18 protein-coding genes are annotated in these 21,066 nt (G+C 70.1%); 10 read left to right on the forward strand and 8 right to left on the reverse strand.

The annotated features are described in order from the left end of the window. Positions 1-20: 20 nt before the first annotated feature. The 4 genes from msrP (at position 21) to purT (ending at position 3,630) form a co-directional block, all read left to right on the forward strand. Positions 21-977, forward strand: a complete 957-nt coding sequence (msrP, locus tag JJL56_RS27470; protein WP_200487013.1) for a protein-methionine-sulfoxide reductase catalytic subunit MsrP — start codon at positions 21-23, stop codon at positions 975-977. A 1-nt stretch (position 978) separates the two neighbouring features. Beyond that, on the forward strand, positions 979-1,650 hold the full coding sequence (locus JJL56_RS27475) for a protein-methionine-sulfoxide reductase heme-binding subunit MsrQ (protein WP_247891289.1): 672 nt from the start codon (positions 979-981) through the stop codon (positions 1,648-1,650). Positions 1,651-1,872: 222 nt separating this feature from the next. Continuing rightward, a complete protein-coding gene (locus tag JJL56_RS27480) occupies positions 1,873-2,370 on the forward strand; it encodes a hypothetical protein (RefSeq protein ID WP_145626179.1) in 498 nt (165 codons plus the stop codon). Positions 2,371-2,460: 90 nt separating this feature from the next. Further along, on the forward strand, positions 2,461-3,630 hold the full coding sequence (gene purT / locus JJL56_RS27485; RefSeq protein WP_200487014.1) for a formate-dependent phosphoribosylglycinamide formyltransferase: 1,170 nt from the start codon (positions 2,461-2,463) through the stop codon (positions 3,628-3,630). Positions 3,631-3,697: 67 nt separating this feature from the next. Here the strand turns inward: purT and JJL56_RS27490 are convergent, their stop codons facing one another. From JJL56_RS27490 to JJL56_RS27525, 8 genes are all read right to left on the reverse strand, one after another. Beyond that, positions 3,698-3,982, reverse strand: coding sequence for a cytochrome C oxidase subunit IV family protein (locus JJL56_RS27490; RefSeq protein WP_247891290.1), 285 nt, complete (start codon positions 3,980-3,982; stop codon positions 3,698-3,700). A gap of 1 nt (position 3,983) precedes the next feature. Continuing rightward, positions 3,984-4,610 (reverse strand): cytochrome c oxidase subunit 3 family protein, encoded by a 627-nt coding sequence (locus JJL56_RS27495; protein ID WP_200487015.1) that lies wholly within the window; start codon positions 4,608-4,610, stop codon positions 3,984-3,986. A gap of 124 nt (positions 4,611-4,734) precedes the next feature. Further along, positions 4,735-4,890: a hypothetical protein gene (locus JJL56_RS27500; RefSeq protein WP_200487016.1), complete on the reverse strand. Its 156-nt coding sequence runs from the start codon at positions 4,888-4,890 to the stop codon at positions 4,735-4,737. A 90-nt stretch (positions 4,891-4,980) separates the two neighbouring features. Beyond that, the gene (locus JJL56_RS27505) at positions 4,981-6,186 is read right to left on the reverse strand and encodes a CoA transferase (protein WP_200487017.1); all 1,206 of its coding nucleotides are present in this window, start codon (positions 6,184-6,186) and stop codon (positions 4,981-4,983) included. A 160-nt stretch (positions 6,187-6,346) separates the two neighbouring features. Then, complete coding sequence (locus JJL56_RS27510) at positions 6,347-7,099, reverse strand: glucose 1-dehydrogenase (RefSeq protein WP_200487018.1); 753 nt, start codon at positions 7,097-7,099, stop codon at positions 6,347-6,349. 120 nt (positions 7,100-7,219) lie between these two features. Then, positions 7,220-8,179, reverse strand: a complete 960-nt coding sequence (locus tag JJL56_RS27515) for a LysR family transcriptional regulator (RefSeq protein ID WP_200487019.1) — start codon at positions 8,177-8,179, stop codon at positions 7,220-7,222. Positions 8,180-8,291: 112 nt separating this feature from the next. Then, on the reverse strand, positions 8,292-9,992 hold the full coding sequence (locus JJL56_RS27520) for an acyl-CoA dehydrogenase family protein (protein ID WP_200487020.1): 1,701 nt from the start codon (positions 9,990-9,992) through the stop codon (positions 8,292-8,294). 42 nt (positions 9,993-10,034) lie between these two features. Beyond that, positions 10,035-12,701: a 2-oxoglutarate dehydrogenase E1 component gene (locus JJL56_RS27525; protein WP_247891291.1), complete on the reverse strand. Its 2,667-nt coding sequence runs from the start codon at positions 12,699-12,701 to the stop codon at positions 10,035-10,037. A 373-nt stretch (positions 12,702-13,074) separates the two neighbouring features. Between JJL56_RS27525 and JJL56_RS27530 the strand changes: the two genes are divergently transcribed. The 6 genes from JJL56_RS27530 (at position 13,075) to JJL56_RS27555 (ending at position 20,953) form a co-directional block, all read left to right on the forward strand. Beyond that, complete coding sequence (locus JJL56_RS27530; RefSeq protein ID WP_145626188.1) at positions 13,075-14,160, forward strand: TRAP transporter substrate-binding protein; 1,086 nt, start codon at positions 13,075-13,077, stop codon at positions 14,158-14,160. 103 nt (positions 14,161-14,263) lie between these two features. Continuing rightward, positions 14,264-14,911 (forward strand): TRAP transporter small permease subunit, encoded by a 648-nt coding sequence (locus JJL56_RS27535; protein WP_247891292.1) that lies wholly within the window; start codon positions 14,264-14,266, stop codon positions 14,909-14,911. Between the two features lie 7 nt (positions 14,912-14,918). Further along, positions 14,919-16,871, forward strand: a complete 1,953-nt coding sequence (locus JJL56_RS27540; protein WP_200487021.1) for a TRAP transporter large permease — start codon at positions 14,919-14,921, stop codon at positions 16,869-16,871. A 37-nt stretch (positions 16,872-16,908) separates the two neighbouring features. Beyond that, the gene (locus JJL56_RS27545) at positions 16,909-17,889 is read left to right on the forward strand and encodes a ketopantoate reductase family protein (protein ID WP_200487022.1); all 981 of its coding nucleotides are present in this window, start codon (positions 16,909-16,911) and stop codon (positions 17,887-17,889) included. Positions 17,890-18,017: 128 nt separating this feature from the next. Then, entirely contained in the window at positions 18,018-19,472 is a 1,455-nt protein-coding gene (locus JJL56_RS27550; protein ID WP_200487023.1) for an aldehyde dehydrogenase family protein, read from the forward strand. A 29-nt stretch (positions 19,473-19,501) separates the two neighbouring features. Beyond that, complete coding sequence (locus JJL56_RS27555) at positions 19,502-20,953, forward strand: FAD-binding oxidoreductase (protein ID WP_247891293.1); 1,452 nt, start codon at positions 19,502-19,504, stop codon at positions 20,951-20,953. Positions 20,954-21,066: the final 113 nt, after the last annotated feature.

The following is a 21,066-nucleotide window of genomic DNA, read 5'->3' on the forward strand; positions in this document are numbered from 1 at the left end:
CTTTCCTGTGGAGAGTGTTCATGCTCATCAAAGTCCGGAGCGCGTCGCAAGCCAGCGAGAACGAGGTGACGCCCCGCGGCCTGTTCCTGTCCCGGCGCTCCATCATCGCCGGAGGCATCGCGGGTGGGGCGGCCCTGGCGCTCGGCGGCACGGGGGGGCTGCCGGGTCCGGCGCTGGCCGCGCCCTTCCAGGCCCCGCTGACGGTCAGCCCGAAGGACCCCAAGATGGACGCCCAGACTCCGATGAAGTCGGCGACCAGCTACAACAATTTCTACGAGTTCGGGACGGACAAGACCGACCCGTCCGAAAACGCCGGCACACTGCGCACCCGCCCGTGGGAGATCGCGGTGGACGGCGATGTCGGGAAGCCCACCACCTTCGGCATCGAGGATCTGTTGTCCTTCCCGCTGGAGGAGCGCGTCTACCGCCTGCGCTGCGTCGAGGGCTGGTCGATGGTCATCCCCTGGGTCGGCTTCCCGCTGGCCGAGCTGCTGAAGCGCGTGGACCCGACCGGCAACGCCAAATACGTCGCCTTCCAGACGCTGGCCGACCGCTCCCAGATGCCCGGCCTGAAGTATCCGGTGCTGCAATGGCCCTATGTCGAGGGGCTGCGCATGGACGAGGCCATGCACCCGCTGACCGTCCTGGCGGTGGGCATGTACGGCGAGACGATGCCCAACCAGAACGGCGCGCCGGTGCGGCTGGTCGTGCCGTGGAAGTACGGCTTCAAGTCGATCAAGTCGATCGTCCGCATCACCCTGACGCAGGATCAGCCGCCAACCTCCTGGAACCGCTCGCAGCCGCGCGAGTACGGCTTCTATTCGAACGTGAACCCGGAGGTCGACCACCCGCGCTGGAGTCAGGCGACGGAGCGCCGCGTCGGCGAGTTCTCCCGCCGCAAGACGCTGCCCTTCAACGGCTATGGCGAGGAGGTGGCGTCGCTCTACGCCGGCATGGATCTGCGGAAGAACTACTGAGATGGCCGCCGTGTCGAAAGGACCGGTCGCGCTGGCGCTGTCCTCGCGCTGGGCGAAGCCAGTGGTGTTCGCGCTGGGGCTGGTCCCGCTCGGCTGGATGGTCTGGCTGGGCCTGAGCGGCGGGCTGGGGGTGGAGCCGGTGGCCGAGGCGGTGCGGCAGAGCGGGCTGTGGGCGCTGCGCCTGCTGCTGGTGGCGCTGGCCGTCACGCCGCTGCGCATCCTCACGGGTCAGGCGGGGCTGGCGCGCTTCCGCCGGATGATCGGGCTGTTCGCCTTCTTCTACGCGCTGCTCCACGTCTCCGTCTATGTGGGGGTGGACCAGTTCTTCGACTGGGCGGCGGTGTGGAAGGACATCGTGAAGCGGCCCTACATCACCGTGGGCATGGGCGCCCTGGTGATTTTGACGGCGCTGGCCGCGACCTCGACCAACGGCATGGTGCGGCGGCTTGGCGGCCGGCGCTGGAAGGCGCTGCACAAGGCGGTGTTCGTCGCCGGCGCGGCGGGCTGCGTCCACTACGTCATGCTGGTCAAGGGCTGGCAGTACCCGCCCTTCGTCTACGCCGCGATCTTCCTGGGGTTGGTCGCCCTGCGCTATGCGAAGGGACCGGTTGCAGGCTGGAGCGGGGGTTCCGCCCTGGCCTGGGTTTCACCACGAAGGCACGAAGGGCACTGAGAATTTCACAAAGGGCTGCTCAGAGAAGCGCCCTCCTGCGGTGCGGGCGCTCCTTTGCGCGTCTCCGTGTCTTTGCCGCTCTCCTCCAGCATGCATAACCGCATCCCCGCTCCGCCATGGCCTACTGCTCCCCCCCTGCGAAGGTCACGCTTAGACCACGGGCGGCCTCCCCATCCGAACGGATAGGGTGCCGTGCTCCGCCCACCACCCCCGTGCCTTTCCATGACCGCGTCCCCGCTCCGCCGCGTCCTCCTTCCCGCCGCCGCGCTTCTCGCGCTGTCCGGCTGCGCCGGGTTCGGCTCGGCGGTCACGGGGGTGACCACGGCGGGCGTGGCGGCGACCGTCGGATCGGCCACCGGCAACCCGGTGCTGGGCATCATCGCCGGCGCCGGGGCCAGCTACGGCATCGACCAGGGGGTGAAATACGCGGAGCGGCGGATCACCGACAACATCCACAACGCCGTCGCCCGCACCGCCGGCCCGCTCGCCGTCGGCCAGTCCGCCACCTGGGCGGTGGAGGAGACGCTGCCGCTGAGCGGCAAGACCGGCACGGTGCAGGTGGCCCGCGGCTTCGGCGAGGCGATCCCCTGCAAGGACGTGGTCTTCACGCTGGACGACGCGCCCGATCTCAACGTCACCACGGTCTGCCGGGCCAAGGACGGCCAGTGGCGCTGGGCGCTGGCCGAACCCTCCACCCGGCGCTGGGGCAGCCTGCAATAACGCATGCAGTCCGCCATGTACGCACGGCCCGCGTTGGGGTAAAGCTCCGCGGGCAGTTGCGTCACGGGTTTGCGTCACGGGAGTCCGCGCATGTTCACGGCCAAAATCCTTCTTCTCGGCTCGGGCGAACTCGGGAAGGAGTTCGTCATCGCCGCCAAGCGCCTCGGCTGCGAGGTCATCGCCTGCGACAGCTACGCCAACGCCCCGGCGATGCAGGTCGCCGACGCGGCGGAGGTCTTCTCCATGCTCGACGCGGACGCCCTGCGCGCGGCCATCGCCAAGCACAAGCCCGACTTCATCGTGCCGGAGGTCGAGGCCATCCGCACCGAGGTGCTGCACGAGTTCGAGGACGCCGGCCTGACCGTCGTCCCCTCCGCCCGCGCCGCCACCATGACGATGAACCGCGACCGCATCCGCGAGGTCGCCGCGGTGGAGTTGGGCCTGCGCACCTCCAAGTACCGCTACGCCGAAAGCCTGGAGGAGGTGATCGCCGGGGCGGAGCACACCGGCCTGCCCTGCGTCATCAAGCCGGTCATGTCCTCCTCCGGCAAGGGGCAGAGCACCGTCCGGACCGCCGAGGAACTGGAGGCCGCCTGGACCTACGCCGTCGCCAACATGCGCGGCGACCGCCGGAAGGTCATCGTCGAGGAGTTCGTGCCCTTCGAGTACGAGATCACCCTGCTGACCGTCCGCACCCGCGAGGGCATCCTGTTCTGCGAGCCGATCGGCCACCGGCAGGAGCGCGGCGACTACCAGGAATCCTGGCAGCCGGTGCCGATGCCCGCGGCGCTGCTGGACGACGCCAAGGTGATGGCGGCGAAGGTCGTGGACAATCTCGGCGGCTACGGCATCTTCGGCGTGGAGTTCTTCGTCACCAAGGACGAGGTGGTCTTCTCCGAGCTGTCGCCGCGCCCGCACGACACCGGCATGGTCACCCTGCTGTCGCAGAACCTGTCGGAGTTCGACCTGCACGCCCGCGCCATCCTGGGCCTGCCGATCCCGGCGATCCGCGTGCACGGCCCGTCGGCCTCCGCCGTCATCCTGGCCGACCGCGAGGCCGAGCGCTTCGCCATCGAGGGTCTGGCCGACGCCCTGCGCGTGGGCAGCGCGGCGCATGACGTGGATGTCCGCCTGTTCGGCAAGCCGACGACCCGCAAGAACCGCCGCATGGGCGTGGCGCTCGCCGCCGGCACCGACACCGACGACGCGCGCGAACGGGCGCTGAAGGCGGCCTCGGCGATCAGCATCCGCTACGAGTAAGGTCGCGGAGCCGGGCGCGATCGTCGATCTCCGACGGCGCGGCCCGGCGACGGGCGCGGACCGCCTCTCAGCGCAGAGCCGCGCCGATCATCGGATAGAAAACGTAAATCCCGAAAAGCGCCATCCCCAGCAGGGTGAGCAGAATCCGGAACGACACCCGCCAACCGCCGTCCGCGCGGTGAAGGTCCAGGTAATGGGTGAGAATCCGATCGGCCTTGACGGTGGCCGCGGCAAGGACGAGACCGATTCCGAGCGGCCCGAGACCGCCGGCGCTGTCACCGTGCCCGGCCCACATCGAAACGGCGGTGAGGAGCATCAGAAGCATCCAGGTGCGTGTCAGAATCGTCATCATCTCACCTCAGCAGATAGACGATGGGGTAGAGCAGCACCCAGATCAGGTCCACCATGTGCCAGAAGGCGGCCCCGGTCTCCAGATTCTCCAGGCTGTCCCACCAGGTGACGATGCCCAGGATGACGATCCCCGCGGCGACGTGCATCGCGTGGAAGCCGGTCAGCAAATAATAGAGCTGGAAGAAGCTGTTGGTCTCCAGCGTGAGGCCCCGGCCGATCTTGTCGCCGTACTCGACGGCCTTGACGGCGAGGAACACGCCGCCGAGGGCCATCGCGCCGAGCATCGCCACCCGATGGGAGCGGCCCGAGACCCGGCGCCGCACGGCGATGGCGACCAGCCAGCCGCTCGTCACCAGAACCATGGTGTTCACGCCGCCGAGCAGACGGTCCAATTGCGCCTGCGAGGCATCGAAAGTCGCCGGGTCGAGGGCGCGAGTCACCGCGAAGCCGATGAACATGGCACCGAAGGCCGCCAGCTCCCCCAGGATGAGAATCCACATCATGGGGTTGCCGGGTAGGCTGGAGAGAGGCCCCCAATCGGCGGCCTCGCCATCCGCAGCGCCATCCGCAGCGCCATCCGCAGCGCCATCCGCAGCGACGACCGTCGTCGGCGCGGCAGTTTCCGTCATGTCCGCTGTCCTTCCGGAAGTGATGACCGGAAGGGACCATGACGCGGGACAGGGGCGCCGTCTTTGCCCGGGGGCAAACTCGCGGCCGGTTGCCGTTCAATTGGTGCCGATCAGGTGACGCCGGTCACTGATAGCCGCCCTTGTCCGCGCGCTCCCGCGCGGCGTCCTCCTGGGCCTTGGTCATCTCGTCCTTGGTGGCCGCCGGCTGGTCGGCGGGCTTGCCGGTCGCGCGGTCGTTCTCGGCTTGCGGTTGGGAGTCGGTGTTGCGGTTGTCGCCCATCGCGTCATCCTCCGGCATGAGGCGGGCCGATGCGGCCCGCCGTAAGCCTCACCAACACGCCCGCGCGCCGGTCGTCTCATTCCCGCGCGGTCAGGCGACGATGCCGGCGTCGTGCAGGCGGCCGATTTCGGCGGACGGCAGGCCGAGCAGGTCGGCCAGAACCGCGTCGGTGTCCTGCCCCAGCACGGGCGCCGGGCGGTGGTCGGTGCGCTCGCCCAGGCCGGGGAAGCCGAGGGGCGAACCAGGAACCAGCAGCGGACCGACCTCCGGCTGCTCGACCTCGCGGAACAGCGGGTTGGCGGTGGAGCAGCGCGCGTCCTCGGCCACCAGCTGGCCGAAATCCCGGTACGGCCCCCACAGCACCCCCGCCCCGGCGAAGGCGCTCTCGACCTCGGACAGGGTGCGGGCGGCGAACCAGGGGGCGAGCACGGCGGAGATGGCGTCGCGCGCCAGGAAGCGCCCGCCCTCGTCGTTCATGTCCACGTCCATCAGCGGGCCGATCATCGCCAGCCGCTCGGTCAGCCCGGTCGCCTTGCCCAGCGCCTTCCACTGGCGGTTGGAGATGGCGACGACCATCGCGCGCCGCCCGTCGGCGGTGGCGAAATCGCGCCCGTAGGCGCCGTAGAGGTCGTTTCCCATCGGCGGCCGCACGGCGCCGTTCACCCGGACATCGGCGAGGTAGCCGAGGTTGCCGACGGTCGCCAGCATCACGTCGGCCAGCGCCACCGTCACCTCCTGCCCGCGCCCGGTGCGGCGGCGGTGCCGCTCCGCCGCCAGCAGGCCGGTCGCCAGATAGAGGCCGGCGGCGACGTCCCAGGCCGGCAGCACATGGTTCACCGGCTCGCCGCCGCGACCGGTCGCCATCGGGAAGCCGCTGGCGCAGTTGACGGTGTAGTCGACCGCCGCGGAACCGTCCGGATTGCCGGTCAGCCGCAGCATGATCAGGTCGTCGCGCTTGGCCGACAGCGCCTCGTAGCCCATCCAGCCGCTGGCCGGCAGGTTGGTCAACAGGAAGCCCGCGTTCTCGCCCGAGGCGGTGATGATCGCCTGGGCGATCTCCCGCCCCTCCGGCCGGTCGAGCGCCAGCGTCACCGATCGTTTCGCCTTGTTCAGCGCGGTCCAGTAGAGGCTGGTGCCGTTCGGCGCCACCGGCCAGCGCCGGTAATCGATGTTGCCGCCGATGGGGTCGATGCGGATCACCTCGGCGCCCAGCTGGGCCAGCGTCATGCCGCCCAGCGGCGCGGCGATGAAGGCCGACACCTCGACGACACGCAGATCGGAGAGAAGCGAGGACATGGGAGTCTCGATCCAGATGGAAACAACGTGGTGAACGGGTGCCCCCACCCTAACCCTCCCCCGCTCTCGCTGGGGAGGGGACTGCCGCCACTCCGCGTAAGGCACCCTCCCCCGCCCAGCGGGGGAGGGCCGGGGTGGGGGGCAAAGGCCGATGCAATCCTTACACGCAACGCCCGCCGTCGATCTCCAGCACCACGCCGGTCAGGAAGGCCGCCTCGTCCGACGCGAGGTAGAGGGCGGCGTTGGCGACGTCGGTCGGCTGGCCCAGGCGGCCCAGCGGCACGATGCCCATCATGCGCGCGCGCTTCTCCGGAGTATCGCCGCCCATGAAGGTGGCGAGCAGCGGCGTCTCGGTGGCGACCGGGGCCAGGGCGCAGACGCGGATGTTGTCGGGCGCCAGCTCCAGCGCCAGCGACTTGGTGATGTTGTGCACCGCGCCCTTGGTCGCGTTGTACCAGACCAGGCCCGGACGCGGCCGCAGGCCGGCGGTGGAGCCGAGATTCAGGATCACGCCGGACTTCTGCGCCCGCATGGTCGCGACGACCGCCTTGGAATAGAGGTAGATCGACTTGACGTTCAGCGCGAAGACGCGGTCGAACTCCTCCTCGGTCACGTTCTCGAACGGGCCGTTGGCGTGGGTGGAGCCGGCGTTGTTGACCAGGATGTCCAGCCGCCCGAACGTCTCGACGGTGGTGGCGATGGTCATCTCGACATCGGCCGTGCGGGTCACGTTGGCGGCGATGCCGATGGCGGACTCGCCCAGCCGTTCGGCGACCGACTTGGCGGCGTCGCCGTTGATGTCCACGACCGCGACGCGGCCACCCTCGCGCACGAAGGTCTCGGCCATCGCGAGGCCCAGCCCCTGCGCCGCACCGGTGATCAGGGCGACCTTGCCGTCCAGACGCTTCGTCATTCTTGTTTCCTCCCCAAGGGATTATGTGGTGTTGGGGAGGCTATCCGCGCCGCACCGGCCGTGCTATGGACCATCCGTCATAGCTGCTATCAGCCCGCACAGCGGGTCATGACCATCGAGTCAGGGGGCGCTGTTCTCCCCGGCGCTGCCGGGGGCGACGACCTTGCCCTTCAGCACGCCGTTGGCGACGCATTTCGCCACCTCGGCGTGGATCAGCCGCAGCAGGGCGCGCGTCGCCTTCGACACCGGCTGGTGCAGCGGCGTCGCCGTGACGAGCATGGCGTGCATGTCCTTCGAGCTGATTTCGCGGGCGATCAGCCGGCCCTGCCGCACCTCGCGGTGCACGGCGCCGAAGGGCAGGATCGTCGAGCCCATGCCCTCCTCCACCAGCTGCTTGATGGCGGTGACGGAATCGATCTCCATGTCGACCTGAAGGTCGATGTCGGCCCGCCGCACCGCGGCGTCGACCACCCGGCGCAGCCCGTTCTCCAGCCCCGGCAGGACGAAGCGCAGGCCGCCCAGCGTCTCCACCTCGACCGGCCCGTCGTCGCCGGTCACCGCGTCCTTGGCGGACTGGACGAGCAGCAGATTCTCGACGAGCAGCGGCGAGGACAGCATGCTGCGCCCGCGCCGGGCGTCGTAGAGCACGGCGAGGTCGAGCCGCCCGCCCTCGACCCATTCCAGCAGCGTGCCGCTGAACACCTCGTGGATGCGCAGCGTGGCGTCGGGGTAGTTCTCGTGGAAGCGGCGGGCCAGCGGCGCCCCCAGCGTGGCGCAGATCGACGGGGGAAGACCCAGCGTGACCGACCCGGTCAGCCGTTCCGACTGGTCCTGGATCTCCTCCTTGATCTCCGACAGCGCGCCCAGCAGATGGCGCACCACGTCGTAGAGCTTGCGCCCCTGCTGGGTCAGCGAGACGCCGCGGCCATGGCGGTAGAACAGGCTGGTGCGCAGCTCGTGCTCCAGCTTCTGGACCTGCCGGCTGAGCGCCGGCTGGGTGATGCCAAGCTTGACCGACGCCTTGGAAAAACTGCCAAGGTCGGCCACCTGAACAAAGTAGCGCAGTTCCAGAAGTTCCATCGCGGGACAGGTCTCGTCGTTCGGCCTCCGGGTCGGATAGCGAATACGCCGGTATGACACAAGCGGAGTCCTGGCAGGTCAGTCCTGCCCGGTCCTCCGCCGTGTCTCGCGGTCAATTGCGCCGGGTGAGCAGGCCGCGCGCCACAACCTGGGCCTGGATTTCCGCTGCCCCTTCGAAAATATTCAGAATACGGGCGTCGCACAGCACACGGCTGATCGGATATTCCACCGCGTAGCCGTTGCCGCCATGGATCTGCACCGCGTTGTCGGCGTTCGACCAGGCGACGCGCGCGGCCAGCAGCTTCGCCATGCCGGCCTCGATGTCGCAGCGGCGGTCGCTGTCCTTCTCGCGCGCGGCAAAATAGGTCAACTGGCGGGCGATCATCGTCTCCACGGCCATCCAGGCGAGCTTGCCGGCGACGCGCGGGAAGGCGGCGAGCGGTCGGCCGAATTGGACGCGCTCCTGGGCGTAGCGCAGGCCAAGCTCCATCGCGTTCTGCGCCACGCCGACGGCGCGGGCGGCGGTCTGCACGCGAGCGGATTCGAAGGTCGCCATCAGCTGCTTGAAGCCCTGGCCCTCGACGCCGCCCAGCAGGTTTTCGCGCGGCACCGCGAAGCCGTCGAAGCCGATCTCGTACTCCTTCATGCCGCGATAGCCGAGAACCGGGATCTCGCCGCCGCTCATGCCCTCGGCCGGGAAGGGGTCCGCTTCGGTGCCGCGCGGCTTCTCGGCCAGCAGCATCGACAGGCCGCGGTAGCCGGGGGCGTCCGGATCGGTGCGCACCAGCAGCGTCATCAGATCGGAGCGGCTGCCGTGGGTGATCCAGGTCTTCGCCCCGGTGACGCGGTAGGTGTCGCCTTCCGGCACGGCGCGGGTGCGCAGGCTGCCCAGGTCGGAGCCGGTGTTGGGCTCGGTGAAGACGGCGGTCGGCAGGATCTCGCCGGAGGCGAGGCGCGGCAGCCAGCGCGCCCGCTGCTCGGCGGTGCCGCCCAGGCGGATCAGCTCGGCGGCGATCTCCGCGCGGGTGCCCAGCGAGCCGACGCCGATGTAGCCGCGTGACAGCTCCTCCGTCACCACGCACATGGCGAGCTTGCCCATGCCGAGTCCGCCATCCTCCTCCGGCACGGTCAGGCCGAAGACGCCCATCTCGGCCATCTGCTCGACGACCGGCATCGGGATCAGCTCGTCCTTGAGGTGCCAGTCGTGGGCGTGCGGCTCCACCACGTCGGCGACGAAGCGGCGGAACTGCTCGCGCACCATGTCGAGCGCCTCGTCCTCCAGTGCCGCCTCGCCGAAGCCGCCCCCATGCAGCGCGTCGGCCAGCAGCTCGGCGATGCGCAGCCGCAGGGCGGAGGCGTTGCCGGCGGCGATCAGCCGGCGCACCGCCTCGGTGCGGAAGGCCGCCCGCTCGGCGTCGTCCAGCCCGAAATCGGCGGGGCGGACGATCTCGCCCTGGCTCATCGCCAGACCGCCGTCGAGCTGCGCCAGATACTCGCCGAAGGCAGCCTGGAGCATGCACGCCTCCAACTCGCCCAGCCGGCCGGCGCGGTCCAGCCGCTCCGCCCAGCCCTGCATCTGGCGCAGCGCCTCGGCGTAGGTCGCCACCCAGGCGAAGCCGTGCGCCGCCACCTGATGGCGGTCGAGTGCTGCCGCGTCGACGCGCCCGTCCGGCGCCACCAGCGCGGCGACGCCGCGCTCAGCGGCCTCGGCCAGCCGCGCCACCGCGTCGAGCGCCGCCGCCGTGGTGGACAGCAGGTCGGGCAGAATGCCGGAGAGCGGAAGCGGGCCGTTGGAGGTTGGGGTGGACGACATGGCGCGTTTCCTCGGTGCGTGTTGTTTTGGTGTTGTTCTGGTTCAGTCCGCCGCGATCGTCTCGCGGGGCGGAAGGGACGCGGCGATCCCGGCGAAGGCCTGCTCGACCAGCCGGCGCTGGTCGGCCTCGTGGTCGCCGTGGAAGCTGCCGGCGGGCGAGGCCGCCTCGTCGCGGGCCACGCAGGCGACGCGCGGTTCGGCGCAGCCGGCGGCCGCGCGCAGCGCCTCCAGACGGCGGTCCAGATAGGTCCAGGCGCCCAGGTTGCACGGCTCCTCCTGCACCCAGGCGCAGGACGCGCCCGGCCAGCGGCGGAAAAAGGCCGACAGCGCGGCGTCGGGCAGAGGGTACAGCATTTCCAGCCGGACCACCGCCACGGCCTCGGCCCCCCGCTCGGCCCGTTCGCGCTCCAGCTCGTAGGCCAGCTTGCCGCTGCACAGCAGGATGCGCTCGACCCGCGCCCCGGCGGTGGCGATCACCGGCTGGAAGGCGGTGCCCGGCGCGCAGTCGGCCAGGGTCGACACGGCGGCCGGCAGGCGCAGCAGCGTCTTCGGGCTCAGCACCACCAGCGACTTGCGGTCGCGGCGCAGCATCTGCCGGCGCAGCAGGTGGAAGTAGTTGGCCGGGGTGGAGGGGTGGGCGACGCGGATGTTGTCGCGCGCCGCCATCTGGAGGAAGCGCTCCGGCCGGGCGGAGGAGTGTTCCGGCCCCTGCCCCTCCAGCCCGTGCGGCAGCAGGATGACGAGGCCGGAAGGCTGGCGCCACTTGTCCTCGGCGCTGACGATGAACTGGTCGATCATGATTTGCGCGCCATTGGCGAAATCGCCGAACTGCGCCTCCCAGATCACCAGCGCGTCGGGCCGCTCCAGGCTGTAGCCGTATTCGAAGCCGAGCACGGCGTATTCCGACAGCGGGCTGTTGACCACGTCGAACCGCGCCTGCTCCACACCCAGGTGATTCAGGCTGACATGGCGGCGCCCGGTGACGGTGTCGGTCAGCGCGAAATGGCGGTGCGAGAAGGCGCCGCGCACCACGTCCTGGCCGGTCAGCCGCACCGGCGTCCCCTCGGCCAGCAGCGTGGCGAAGGCCAGCGCCTCGCCGGTCGCCCAGTCCAGCGGCTCCTCGGCGCGGCGGCGGATGACGCGCTCCACCTTGCGGTCCACGGCCAGCCCGTCGGGAATGGCGGCCAGCGCCGCCAGCAGCCCGCGCAGCCGGTCGTCGGCGATGCCGGTGTCCGGTTCGGCGGGAAGCGCGCCGGCCGGGGCGAAGGGCGCCCAGCGCCCGCCGGGGAAGCCGTCGTGGTTCGGCCGGTGGTCGGAGGCCGCGGCCAGCGCCTCCTGGAAGCGGGTCTTGTGCCCGGTGGCCAGCGCCTCCGCCTCCTCGGGGCCGACCAGCCCATCGGCGGCCAGCCGCTGCGCGTAGAGGGCGCGGGCCGGCGGGTGGGCATCGATCGCCTTGTAGTCGAGCGGCTGGGTGAAGCGCGGCTCGTCGATCTCGTTGTGCCCGTTGCGGCGGTAGCCGACGAGGTCGATCACCGCGTCGCGCCCGTGCGCCTGCCGGAAGGCCACGGCAAGGTCGGCGGCGCGCAGGGCGGCGTCGGGGTCGTCGGCGTTGACGTGCAGGATGGGGCTGTCCACCGCCTTCCACAGACCGGTGCAGTGGAGCGAGGTCCGCGCTTCCTCCCGCTCGGTGGTAAAGCCGATCTGGTTGTTGACGATGACGTGGATGGTGCCGGCGACGGTGAAGCCGGGAACGCCGGACAGTTGCAGCGCCTCCGTCACGCTGCCCTGGCCGATCACGCTGGCGTCGGTGTGCAGCAGCACGCAGAGCACCCGCCTGGCGTCGCCCCCCTGCGCCCGCTCCAGGTCCTGGCGGGCCCGCGCGCGGCCCAGCGTGACCGGGTTGATGGCTTCCAGATGCGACGGGTTGGGCGACAGGGTCAGGGACAGCGACCGCTCGCCGAAGGACAGAGTGCTCTCCACCCCCATGTGATAAGGCACGTCGGCGGGAACCGGCGGGTCGGCCAGGAAGGGATGCATGCCCTTGATTCCGGCGAACAGCTCGACCAGCGGCTTGCCCAGCGCGTTGGCCATCAGGCTGAGCCGGCCGCGGTGCATGGTTCCGACCTGAACCTCGGTGACGCCTGCCGCCGCCGCCGCCGCAAGGATGCGGTCGAGCAGCGGGATCAGCGTCTCCATGCCCTCCGCCCCGAACCGCTTCTTGGTCGGGTAGCGGACGGCGAGCAGCCGTTCGAACTCCTCCGCGGCGGTCAGCAGCGCCAGCGCGCGGCGGCGCGCCTCGGCCGGCGGAGCGGTCTCCGCCCCCTCGTAGGCGTCGCGCAGCCAGGAGCGCAGGGCCGGATCGTCGATGTGCGCGGTCTCCAGCGTCAGCGTGCCCTGGTAGAGCCGGCGAAGGCGCGCGGTCCCGGCGTCCTCGGACGCGGCGACCAATGGAGCGGCGCGGCCCAGCGGGTCGAGGGCGGCGGCGGCGTGGCCGCGCTGGCGGATCTCTTCATGCCGCAGCGGAACCGTCGGATCGCCCGACAGCATCCCGGTGGGCACCCCGGCGGGAACGGCGCCCAGCTCATCCAGGATCTGGAAGACGGCGCGCCAGCTCACGTCCACCGACGCGGGGTCCTCGCGGAAGCGTTCCTGCAACGCTTCAAGATAGGCGGCTCCGGCGGCGTTGAGCGGGGAGGACGGCCTAGACATGGCGCACACCGTTCATGCGATTGAACATCCGTCGGTTTGATGGCGGTCGAAGACCAGTTGCCTCCAGCTTATCGACCCATCGCGCCGCGCGGAGCGCATGGCGTGCCTGTAACAGATATTCATTGCGGGCATAGCAAACCGTCCGCGCCCGCACCGGTTGGGGCGGGATCGCGCGGGTTTCGGGTGAAACCGTTCGTGTCGCTGATGGCTTGCCGCGCTTATGGCTGATATGCCGGCAAAACGCATTCCGCTGTGCGGCCGCCTGATCCACTGTCAGGGTCACCACACCCTCCCCGGCCACCGACCGGGGACCAAGCGCCTCGGACCGGCATCGGCTCGTCCGGGCAACAAAAATCTCGGGAGGAAGATCCACATGAAGCGCCGTCAATTCTTCAAGGGTGCCGCCGTCGTCGCCGGCGCCTCCACCCTCGCCGCCCCGGCCATTGCCCAGTCGGAGCCGACGATCCGCTGGCGCTGCGTGTCCAGCTTCCCGAAGAACATCGAGGTGCTCTACGGCAGCGCCGAGGTGCTGGCGAAGAACATCGCCGAGGCCACCGACGGCAAGTTCCAGATCCAGGTCTTCGCCGCCGGCGAGCTGGTCCCGGCGCTCCAGGCGCTCGACGCCGCCAGCAACGACACGGTGGAGATGGCCCACACCGCGTCCTACTACTATGTCGGCAAGGACCCGAGCTTCGCCTTCGGCTGCTGCCTGCCCTTCGGCCTGAACACCCGCCAGCAGAACGCCTGGTTCTACCATGGCGAGGGCGGCAAGCTGCTGGAGGAGTTCTACGCCGGCCACAATCTGAAGGCGCTCGCCGGCGGCAACACCGGTTCCCAGATGGGTGGCTGGTTCCGCAAGGAAATCAAGAGCGCGGAGGACCTCAAGGGTCTGAAGTTCCGCATCTCCGGCCTCGGCGGCCAGATCCTGTCCAAGCTGGGCGTCGTTCCCCAGCAGGTCAGCGGCGGCGACATCTACCCGGCCCTGGAGCGCGGCACCATCGACGCCGCCGAGTTCAACGGCCCCTATGACGACGAGAAGCTCGGCCTCTACAAGATCGCGCCGAACTACTATTACCCCGGCTGGTGGGACGGCACCTCGCTCCAGCATTTCTTCATCAACACCAACCGCTGGAACAGCCTGCCCAAGCATTACCAGGCGGCGCTGACCTCGGCGGCGGCGCTCGCCAACGTCGACAGCGTGGCGCGCTACGACGTGCTGAACCCGGCGGCGCTGAAGCGCGTGGTGGAGAAGGGCGCCAAGCTGCGCGCCTTCCCGCAGGACGTGCTGCAGGCCAGCCACAAGGCGGCCATGGAGCTTTACGACGAACTGTCGGACAAGAACCCGACCTTCAAGAAGTTCTACGAGAGCTACCGCCGCTTCCAGACGGACTCGAACCTGTGGAACCAGGCGTCGGAATACGCCTACGACAGCGCCGTCCTCCGCCTCGCCCGGCGCTGATCCGGCACCTCGTCAACCATGACCGGGGAGCGGGGCCGCCGCTCCCCGGCCGTGGCATCGTCGCGTTCCGCGCGACCGGCTTTTCCCGGAGGGCCTGCCCACCATGCCGACCCCCAACGCTTCCCCCTTCATGACGGCCCTGGTCGGGGCCTGCCGGCTGGTCGACGCGGTCACCGCGCGGCTGGGCAAGGCGATATCCTGGCTGATCGTGCTGGCGATCCTGGTGTCGGCCGTCAACGCCGTCGTCCGCAAGACGTTCGATGTCAGCTCGAATTCGTGGCTGGAACTGCAATGGGTGCTGTTCGCCGCGGTGTTCCTGCTCTGCTCCCCCTGGACGCTGAAGGAGGACGAGCACATCCGCATCGACATCGTGAACGCGCAGCTCGGCAAGCGCGCCCGCGACACCATCGACCTGTTCGGCCATCTGACGTTCCTGCTGCCCTTCAGCTTCGTGATGATGGTCACCTCCTGGCCCTTCGCCATCGCCTCCTACGCGATCGAGGAACAGTCGATGAACGCCGGCGGCCTTCCGCAATGGCCGGCGAAAATGCTGATTCCATTCGGATTCACCGTGCTGTTCATCCAGGGCCTGTCCGAGCTGGCCAAGCGCGCCGCGATCATGTCCGGCCACCTGGAGGACCCCAACCATCGGGCCGGCGGCCATCTGGCGGCGGCCGAGGCCGAGGCGGAACGGCTGCTGGCGGCCGAGCGCGAGCGCACCTCCCACCCCGACACCCTTCCCAGCCGGTGACCGCGCGATGAGCACGACCTCCCCCACCCCTTCGCCGCGCGCCGTCCGGCTGTCCGTCATCTCCCTGGTGCTGCTGGCCGTGGTCGCCGTGGCGCTCTACGTGCTGCCGGTGCCCGGCGCCGCGGCGCTCGCCGAACAGGACGGCTGGCGCGGCTGGTTCGGCCACAACATGGCGCCGATCATGTTCGCCACGCTGGTCGGCATGCTGCTGCTGGGTTATCCGGTGGCCTTCGCGCTGGCCGCCAACGGGCTGCTGTTCGGTCTGATCGGCATCGAGATCGGGCTGTTCCGCCCCGACCTGTTCCAGGCGCTGCCGGAGCGCGTCTACGGCACGATGAACAACGACGTGCTGCTGGCCGTGCCCTTCTTCACCTTCATGGGTCTGGTGCTGGAGCGGTCCGGCATGGCCGAGGACCTGCTCGACACCATCGGGCAGCTGTTCGGCTCGATCCGCGGCGGCTTGGCCTACGCGGTGATCTTCGTCGGCGCGCTGCTCGCCGCGACGACCGGCGTGGTGGCCGCGTCGGTGATCTCCATGGGCCTGATCTCGCTGCCGATCATGCTGCGCTACGGCTACGACCGCCGCCTGGCGTCGGGCGTCATCGCGGCGTCGGGCACGCTGGCCCAGATCATTCCGCCGTCGCTGGTGCTGATCGTCATGGCCGACCAGCTCGGCCGCTCGGTCGGCGACATGTACGAGGCCGCCTTCGTCCCCGGCCTGCTGCTGTCGGGCCTCTACGCCCTCTACGTCTTCGTCGTCTCGATGATCTGGCCCAAGGCCGCCCCCGGCCTGCCGCCGGAGGCCATCGCCCACCGCGAGCCGAACGGGACGCGCGGCGTCTGGCAGCTCGGCCTGCTGGCCCTGTTCGCGGGCGCGGTGGCCACCTGGGTGATGGGCCGCACCGACGTGAAGTCCGGCGCCGACTACGTCGTGCTGCTGCTGTCGGTGGCGGTGCTGGTCGCCTTCCTGGCGGCCGCCTTCAACCGCGGCTTCGGCGCGCAGCGCCTCGTCCTGCAGACCGTCGCCACGGCGGCGCTGACGGCGGGGGCGGCGTGGCTGACGGTGAACGGGTGGACCACCCTGGCGCTGGTCGGCGATTCCGTCGCGGCGGGCGCGCTCTACGCCCTGGCCGTGGCGGTGGTGGAGCGGACGAGCGGCCGCCGCCTGATCTCGCGCATGGCCGAGCAGGCGACCTTCGTCATGGTGCCGCCGCTGGCGCTGATCTTCCTGGTGCTGGGCACCATCTTCGTCGGCCTCGCCACCCCGACCGAGGGCGGCGCCATGGGCGCCGTCGGCGCGCTGGCGCTGGCGGCCATGAAGAAGCGGCTGAACCTCGACATGGTGCGGCAGGCGACCTACGCGACGGCCAAGCTGGCGTCCTTCGTGCTGTTCATCCTGATCGGCGCGCGGGTGTTCTCGCTGACCTTCTACGGCGTCAACGGCCACATCTGGGTCGAGGAGCTGATGGTCTCCCTGCCCGGCGGCCAGATGGGCTTCCTGATCGCCGTCAGTGTGATGGTTTTCCTGCTGGCCTTCTTCCTCGACTTCTTCGAGCTGGCCTTCATCGTCATCCCGCTGCTGGCCCCGGCGGCGGATCGTCTGGGCATCGATCTGGTGTGGTTCGGCATCATCCTGGCGGTGAACATGCAGACCAGCTTCATGCACCCGCCCTTCGGCTTCTCGCTGTTCTTCCTGCGCTCGGTGGCGCCGAAGCTGCCCTACATCGACCGCATCACGAAGAAGGAGACGGCTCCCGTCCTGACCAGCCAGATCTACTGGGGTGCGGTGCCCTTCGTGGTCATCCAGCTCGTCATGGTGGCACTGGTGATCGCCTTCCCGCAGATGGTCATGCATTACAAGTCGACCGCCGCCAAGCTCGACGACAAGCAGATCGAGGAACAGTTCAAGGGCCTCGGCGGCGACCTGAACGACGACCTGCCGCCGCTGGAATTCAAGTGATCGAGATCGAGACCAAGACCGAGAGAGGGAGAGCGACATGCGCATCGCCGTCGTAGGGGCCGGGGCCGTGGGCGGCGCGCTGGCCGGCTATCTCGCCGCCACGGGCCGGCACGAGCTGTCGCTGCTGGCCCGCGGCGCCCATCTCGCCGCGATCCGCGACGGCGGGCTGACCGTGCAGACGCCGAAGGGAACGCTGACCAGCCGACCGCGGGCCAGCGACTCCGCCGCCGACCTCGGCCCGCAGGACGTGGTGATCGTCACGGTGAAGGGGCACGGGCTGCCGGCCCTGGCCGCGTCCTTCCCCGCCCTGTGCGGGCCGGACACGCTGGTGGTGGCGGCGCAGAACGGCATCCCCTGGTGGTACCTGTACGGCGCCGGGGACGACGTGACGCCGGAGCCGCTGGAGGTGGTCGATCCCGGCGGCGCCATCTGGTCGGCCATCGGGCCGGAGCGGGTCGCCGCCTGCGTGATGGAGGTGCTGCCCGCCCGCATCGTCGAGCCGGGAGTCGTCGCCCACACCGCCCTGCCGGTGCTGGCCTTCGGCGCCCCCCGACCCGGCGACCACGCGGAAAAGCTGGCGGCCCTGGCCGACTCCTTCAACGCGGCCGGTGCCACCGCCCGCCTGCCCGCCGACATCCGCGTGCCGCTGTGGAGCAAGCTGATGCTCAACATGGCGGTCGGCCCGACCAGCGTGCTGACCGGCGCCACCATGGGCGCCATGGAGCAGGCCCCCGGCATGGCCGCCGTCCAGGGCCGGCTGATGCGCGAATGCCTGAACGTCGCCCATGCCTGGGGCGTCGCCCTGCCCGACGACATCGACGAGCGGCTGAGCCGGGGCAGCGGCGTGCCCGGCCACAAGCCGTCGATGCTCCAGGATTTCGAGGCGGGGCGCAGCATGGAGATCGACCCCATCGTGACCACCGTCCTGGAGCTGGCCCGCCGCCGCGGCGTGCCGGTGCCGACCATCGAAACATTGTGGGCGCTGACCGCCTTGAAGGAGCGGGTGGCGCGCGCCTGAGCGCATTTGCCCCCACCCTGGCCCTCCCGCCGCTTCGCGAAAATCCCCCTCCCCTGCGACAGCGGGGGAGGGCCGGGGTGGGGGCAAGGACCAGCGCCACCAAAGAACGTCCCCGGAGAAAAAACGACATGTCCCCCGCTTCCGATCGCATCACCAACTTCATCGCCGGCTCCTGGCGTCCGGGCCGCGACCGGCTCGACATCTTCAACCCGTCGGATCTCGACACGCTGGCCGGCTCCTACTCCCTGGCCGGCGCCGACGACGTGGCGGAGGCCGTGGCCGCGGCGCGCGGCGCCCAGCCGCAATGGCGCGCCGCCACGGTGGAGCAGCGCTCGCTGGTGCTCGACGCCATCTCCCGTGCGCTGTTCGACCGTAAGGACGAGTTGGCCCTCATCGCCGCGACCGAGGGCGGCAAGACCATCCCCGACGCGCTGGGCGAGATCACCCGCGCCGCCCACCTCGCCCGCTTCTTCGCCGCCGAGGCGCTGCGCGCGCCAGGCGAGACGCTGGGCTCGGTCCGGCCCGGCGTCGAGGTCGACGTGACGCGCGAGCCGGTCGGCGTCATCGGCCTCGTCACGCCCTGGAACTTCCCGGTCGCCACGCCGATGTGGAAGATCGCCCCAGCGCTGGCCTTCGGCAACGCGGTGATCTGGAAGCCGTCGGAAAAGACCCCCGGCATCTCCATCGCCGTCACCCGCCTCATCGCGGAGGCGCTGGAGGCCCACGGCATGCCCGCCGCGCTGTTCAATCTGGTGATCGGCGCCGGCCCGAACGTCGGCGCCGCCGTGGTCGACGCGGTGGACGCCGTGTCCTTCACCGGGTCGGTCAACACCGGGCGGCGCATCGCCGTGCGCTGCGCGGAGCGGATGATCCGCGTCCAGCTGGAGCTGGGCGGCCAGAACCCGCTGGTCGTGCTGGGCGACGCCGACCCGGAGCGCGCCGCCGAGATCGGCGTCAACAGCGCCTATTTCCACGCCGGCCAGCGCTGCACCGCCACCGGCCGCTTCATCGTCGAGGATTCCATCCACGACGCCTTCGTCGCCGCGATGACGGAGCGGATGGCGGCGCTGCGCGTCGGCCATGCTTTGCAGCCGGAGACGCAGATCGGTCCGGTCATCGACGAGTTCCAGCTGACCAAGAACCTGCAATACATCGACACCGGCCTGAAGGAAGGCGCCCGGCTGGCCTCCGGCGGCGGGCGGCTGGATCGGCCGACACGCGGCTGGTTCCTCGCCCCGACCCTGTTCACCGAGACCGGCAACGCCATGACCATCAACCGGGAGGAGGTGTTCGGCCCGGTCGCCAGCGTCATCCGCGTCAAGGATTACGAGGAGGCCCTGCATGTGGCGAACGACACCGACTACGGCCTGTCGTCGGGCATCATCACCAACTCGATGAAGCACGCCCGCCACTTCCAGGCCAACATCCAGGCCGGCATGACCATGCTGAACCTGCCGACCGCCGGCGTCGACTACCACGTCCCCTTCGGCGGCCGGAAGATGTCGAGCTACGGCCCGCGCGAGCAGGGACGCTCCGCCATCGAGTTCTACACCATCATCAAGACGGCCTATCGCGCGCTGTGACGCCGAACCGAAGCCCAGGGAGAGCCTTCTTGTCCAACGACACCCTGATCACCGGGCGGCCGGACTTCGCGACGGCCGTGCTCGCCCCCATCCACGCCATCGTCGGCGACCGCGGGCTGATCACCGATCCCGGCACCATGCAGCCCTTCATGGAATCCTGGCGCGACGGCTGGGTCGGCCGCTCCCCCGCCGTGGTGCTGCCCGACAGCACCGAGGCGCTGGCCGCCGTGGTGCGCATCTGCGCGGAGACGCGCACGCCCATCGTGCCCCAAGGCGGCAACACCGGTCTGACCGGGGCCAGCCAGCCGCACGCCGACGGGTCGGAGATCGTCATCTCCACCAACCGGCTGAACCGCATCCGCGAAATCGACATCGACAACGACACGATGACGGTGGAGGCCGGCTGCATCCTCGCCAACATCCAGAACGCGGCGCGCGACATCGGCCGGCTGTTCCCGATGAGCCTCGCCGCCGAGGGCTCCTGCCAGATCGGCGGCAACATCGCCACCAACGCCGGTGGCGTGCAGGTCGTGCGTTACGGCAACATGCGCAACCTCGTCGCCGGGCTGGAGGTGGTGCTGCCTGACGGGCGGATCTGGGACGGGCTGCGCGGGCTGCGCAAGGACAACGCCGGCTACGACATGAAGCAGATCTTCATCGGGTCGGAAGGCACGCTGGGCATCGTCACCGCCGCGGTGCTGAAGCTGTCGCCGCTGCCGCGCGCCACCGCCACGGCGCTGGTCGCGGTGTCGGCCCCCAGCGACGCCGTCGACCTGCTGACCCGCGCCAAGGGCGTGGCCGGCGACCGCATCATCACCTTCGAGCTGATCCAGCGCGACTGCATCGACGTGGCCCGCCGCCACGTGCCGGACGTGCCCGACCCGCTGCGCGACCGCTACCCCTGGTACGTGCTGGTCGAGCTGGCCGACCAGGACGGCGGCAACCGCCTGATGGAGATGCTGGAAGGCATCCTGGAGGCGGGCATGGAGGCCGGGGAGGTCCTGGACGGCGTCGTCGCCGCCTCCAAGGCCCAGGCCGATTCGCTGTGGCGCATCCGCGAGGGCATCCCGGAAGGCCAGAAGCGCGAGGGCGTGTCCTTCAAGCACGACGTGTCGGTGCCGATCTCCCGCGTGGCGCGCTTCCTCGACCGCGCCAACGCGGCGCTGGAGCGGGAATGTCCGGGCATCCGCCCCTTCGCCTTCGGCCATCTCGGCGACGGCAACATCCACTTCAACCCGATCCAGGCGGAGGGCGGCGACCCGGTCGAATGGAAGGCGAAGCTGGCGACGGTCAACGCCATCGTGCACGACATCGTGGTGGACCTCGGCGGCTCCATCTCCGCCGAGCACGGCATCGGACGGCTGCGCATCGACGAGATGCCGCGCTACAAGTCGCCGGTCGAGCTGGACATGATGGCGACGCTGAAGCGCGCCTTCGATCCGCACAACATCATGAATCCGGGCAAGATCCTGCGCGCCTGAGCGCGGCCCGCGCCATATCCGACCATATAAGGACCGTTTCCGATGAAGATCCTCGTCCCGGTCAAGCGGGTGGTCGATTACAACGTCAAGATCCGCGTCAAGGCGGACGGTTC

The sequence above is a fragment of the Azospirillum aestuarii genome (assembly GCF_016632405.1).
Classification (GTDB): Bacteria; Pseudomonadota; Alphaproteobacteria; order Azospirillales; family Azospirillaceae; genus Azospirillum; species Azospirillum aestuarii.